The following is a 4148-nucleotide window of genomic DNA, read 5'->3' as shown; positions in this document are numbered from 1 at the left end:
AAGTGAGAAGGAGTTGAGAGTATGTGTTTGACGGTAAGTGTTTGGGAGTAAGGATTAGAGATTGGTTATTGGAAGTCATGTGTTGTTTATTATGAGTTATGAGTAATAGGTTATTAGTCGGTAATCGTGGCTCAAGACGCAGGTCTCATTGCTAAGTGCTCAGTCATCAGTGCTAATTGCTCAGTCCCCAGTCATCAGTTCTCAGTGACCAGTCATAAAGCACTAGTCCCCAGTCACCAGTCCCCAGTCCCCAGTCCCCAGTCACAAAATTAACCCGATACGGTCTAAAGGCCAGAAGCGAAAGGTAGCACGGCCAATGAGATTTTGCTGAGGTAAAAAGCCCCAGTATCGGGAGTCATTACTATCGTTGCGGTTGTCTCCCATCACGAAAAATTCATCTTCTGGGATTTTTACGGTTGGAAATGGCTGATTTGGTGGTTCGGCAATGTAATCTTCTTGTAAAGGCTGACCGTTGAGGTAAACTTTACCATTCGCTACACTAATTACCTCTCCTGGCCTACCAATAATACGCTTGATAAAGGCTTGGTTTTTGTCATATCCACGACGTTGTAATTCTGGTGGTGTTTGAAAAACGACAATATCGCCTGTTTCGGGAGGATGAAAACGGTAAGATACTTTTTCCACTACTAAGCGATCGCCTATGTGTAAGGTGGGGTACATTGATTCTGATGGTATTAATCGGGGTTCGGCGATAAATGTCCTGATTAGTAATGCTAAAGTTAGTGCGATCGCTATTAAAGTCAGGTTTTCTTGCCAACCACGCCATGTTTTTGCAGATGTGGAAGTTTCTGTAATATTACTTTCTTGCGGCTTCATAGTATTTTGATGATTGTGACTCTCAAGGTATAATTATTAGTAATTTTGGTTCTGTACGAACCCATACCATTGACACTCCCCTGCCTAAAGGCGAGGGGATTCTACATTCGCAGACTCGCCATTAGACGACAGGCTTCGCCGTAATTACTTCTGTCGGACGGATAATTTTTTCACCCCAACGAAAACCACGACGGACTATTTTTGTAATTGTTTGGTCTGGGACATCAGTTCTTTCTTCTCGATCTACTACACGACATAGGTTAAAATCTGGTTCTTGACTTTCTAATTCTATAGGTATAAGTTGACGTTTTCCTAATACGCTGAGAAATTTACGATTAACTGCGGAAACAGAACGGGGTAAGCGTTCAATAAATTCTGGACTGGGGTTAGGGTTATTTTCCAGATAATCTAATAAAGCTCCCAGTGCTTTAGCAATAACATCTACCAGATAGGGTTTAGCAGTGCTAAACCCCCACTCCTGACTCCTGACTCCTTGATTAAATCTACTAATGAGTTTATGTCTGACTATAGATACTATTTTGATGATTCAGAGGCTAGATTAGCCAGTAATAACACATTGTGAGAATAAAAATTTTTATGCCTGAACAGCCGTTTGTACAAAAAAAGTTTGAAGAAAAATTATTAGCTCAGGCAGCCCAAAGCAGATTAACTGAAGAATTAGATGAATCAGAAAAAATAGATGTAGACATACAAACAGATATTGGTAAAATAATTCAGGGAAAAGTAGACGGGGTTGCTATAGCTGGTCAAGGATTAGTGATTAGGGAAAAAATCCGTGTTCAAGAAATTAAACTGCAAACAGATAGCATTGCTGTCAATCCTTTTAGTGCCATATTTGGGCAGATTAAACTTAATGAACCAGTAAATGCGATCGCCCATGTTGTCATGGAAGAAACTGATATTAACTTAGCTTTAACTTCAGAAATAATTCGCAGCTTAGTGCAAAAATTCCAGCTAGATGTAGATGGAAAAATTGTCAAATTTGAACCCCAAGAAATGCAGGTTTTTCTACCTGCTGATGAGACCTTAGAATTTCAAGGTAAAATTTGGCTCAAAGAACAGGGAAACAGTCACGTTTTAGGATATCATGCTATAGCTCATCCCCGCACCCAAACAAAACCTGCCATGTTAGAGAGTTTTCGTTGTACCCAAGGTGAAGGAATTAGAATAGAATTAATTACCGCAGCCATGCAAAAAGTTAAAGAAATTCTCAATTTACCATACTTTGAATGGGAAGATATGATATTTTATATTAGAGATATGCAAGTCAAAAAGGGTCAATTAATACTCATGCTCGCAGCCCATGTTAAACAACTTCCTTCAGAAGAAACCTTACAAAATCTTAATTAAGTTGCACAGCAATCTTATATTCCCAGTGAGGATTCAAAATACAGAATCCTACAAAACGCCCCTACTTCGCCCCTACGACTCCTGACTCCTTATAGAAGTTTATGATCAAATAAAAAACATGAAAGAATATGATGTTGTAATTATTGGCGCAGGACACAATGGTTTAGTGTGTGCTGCTTATTTACTCAAAGCAGGTTATAGCGTCCTGCTACTAGAAAAACGTTCTGTTCCCGGTGGTGCGGCCACAACAGAAGAATGTATCCCAGACAAAGCACCAGGGTTTAAATTTAACCTCTGTGCTATTGACCATGAATTTATTCATCTCGGTCCAGTTGTTCAGGAATTAGAACTAGAAAAATATGGATTAGAATATCTAGAATGTGACCCAGTTGTTTTTTGTCCCCATCCCGATGGGAAATATTTTTTAGCCCATAAATCATTAGAAAAAACCTGTGCAGAAATAGCCAGGTATAATGAAAGAGATGCTAAAAAATATGCCGAGTTTACACATTATTGGCAACGGGCAATTAACGCCATGATGCCCATGTTCAACGCTCCACCCAAATCAATTATAGATATATTCGGTAACTACAACCTGCAAAAATTCAAAGATTTATTTTCTGTCATTGGTTCTACCCAAAAAAGTTTAGATTTTGTGCGAACAATGCTCACCAGTGCAGAAGATATTTTAAATGAATGGTTTGATGAAGAATTTCTCAAAGCACCACTTTCTAGACTAGCATCAGAACTAGGAGCGCCACCATCACAGAAAAACCTGGCCATAGGTGTAATGATGATGTCTATGCGTCATCATCCAGGAATGACTAGACCCCGTGGAGGAACAGGTGCATTAGTCAAAGCATTAGTAAATTTGGTAACAGCAAAAGGCGGCGAAATTCTCACAGATCAGCAAGTAGAAAAAGTCTTAATTGATGATGGTAAAGCCGTAGGTGTACGAGTTACCAATGGTGAAGAATATCGGGCAAAATATGGAGTAATTTCTAATATTGATGCCAAAAGATTATTTTTACAATTGATAGATGCTCAAGAAGTAGATGATGCTGATCCAGAATTACGAGACAGATTAGAAAGGCGCATAGTTAATAATAATGAAACTATCTTAAAGATAGATTTAGCATTAGATGAACCCTTGCGTTTTCCTTACCATGAACATAAAGACGAATATCTCATTGGTTCAATTTTAATTGCAGATTCCATGAATCATGTAGAACAGGCGCATAGTAAATGTACAATCGGAGAAATTCCTGATAGTGATCCCTCAATGTATTTAGTGATGCCTAGCTTTCTTGATCCGACTTTAGCACCACCAGGAAAACATACAGTTTGGATTGAATTTTTTGCCCCTTATCAAATTTCTGGAGCAGAAGGTACAGGTTTAAAAGGTACAGGTTGGACTGATGAATTGAAAAATAAAGTTGCAGATAAAGTAGTTGATAAACTAGCAACTTACGCTCCCAATGTGAAAAATGCAACTATCGCTAGAAGGGTAGAAAGTCCAGCAGAATTAGGAGAAAGATTAGGGGCTTATAAAGGCAATTATTACCATATTGATATGACATTAGATCAAATGGTATTTTTTAGACCTTTACCAGAATTAGCAAATTATAAAACCCCCATTGATAACCTGTTTTTAACAGGTGCAGGTACTCATCCCGGTGGTTCAATTTCAGGAATGCCAGGACGTAATTGTGCGAGAGTATTTTTGCAGTCTAAACACCCAATTACTCAGACTTTAAAGGATGCTGGAAATTCAATTAAGTCTACCGTTGGTTCTGTATTTGGTATTAGTTAAGTAGGGGTTGCTGAGAAAGTCTTTCCGTGAGGGCATAGGAGTCAGGAGTCAGGAGTCAGGAGTCAGGAGGAGATTGGAAAATTTCTTTGCCATCTCTTGAAATCCCAAAAAATGCACACTTTTTCCG

General features: G+C 38.7%; 5 protein-coding genes. 3 read left to right on the top strand and 2 right to left on the bottom strand.

The window, feature by feature from the left end; translation table 11 throughout:
- Positions 1-126: 126 nt before the first annotated feature.
- Positions 127-273, top strand: coding sequence for a hypothetical protein (locus FFR48_RS25985; protein WP_162501969.1), 147 nt, complete (start codon positions 127-129; stop codon positions 271-273).
- Here FFR48_RS25985 and lepB read toward each other — a convergent pair.
- Both lepB and FFR48_RS25975 read right to left on the bottom strand, forming a co-directional pair.
- Positions 262-837, bottom strand: a complete 576-nt coding sequence (gene lepB / locus FFR48_RS25980) for a signal peptidase I (RefSeq protein ID WP_096571861.1) — start codon at positions 835-837, stop codon at positions 262-264. The genes FFR48_RS25985 and lepB overlap by 12 nt on opposite strands.
- Positions 838-958: 121 nt before the next feature.
- On the bottom strand, positions 959-1285 hold the full coding sequence (locus FFR48_RS25975; protein WP_268932471.1) for a nucleotide exchange factor GrpE: 327 nt from the start codon (positions 1283-1285) through the stop codon (positions 959-961).
- A 149-nt stretch (positions 1286-1434) separates the two neighbouring features.
- Between FFR48_RS25975 and FFR48_RS25970 the strand changes: the two genes are divergently transcribed.
- Entirely contained in the window at positions 1435-2208 is a 774-nt protein-coding gene (locus FFR48_RS25970) for an LmeA family phospholipid-binding protein (protein WP_137669350.1), read from the top strand.
- Positions 2209-2317: 109 nt separating this feature from the next.
- Complete coding sequence (crtO, locus tag FFR48_RS25965; protein ID WP_137669349.1) at positions 2318-4021, top strand: beta-carotene ketolase CrtO; 1704 nt, start codon at positions 2318-2320, stop codon at positions 4019-4021.
- Positions 4022-4148: the final 127 nt, after the last annotated feature.

This window comes from Sphaerospermopsis reniformis (assembly GCF_005402885.1).
Taxonomy (GTDB): Bacteria; Cyanobacteriota; Cyanobacteriia; order Cyanobacteriales; family Nostocaceae; genus Sphaerospermopsis; species Sphaerospermopsis kisseleviana.
The sequence above is the reverse complement of the archived record's forward strand: the minus strand, read 5'-3'. Positions and strand labels throughout refer to the sequence as shown.

Excerpts from the sequence above, each read along its gene's own strand:
- lepB (WP_096571861.1), bottom strand. The coding sequence starts at position 837 with ATGAAGCCGCAAGAAAGTAATATTACAGAAACTTCCACATCTGCAAAA.
- FFR48_RS25970 (WP_137669350.1), top strand. The coding sequence starts at position 1,435 with ATGCCTGAACAGCCGTTTGTACAAAAAAAGTTTGAAGAAAAATTATTA.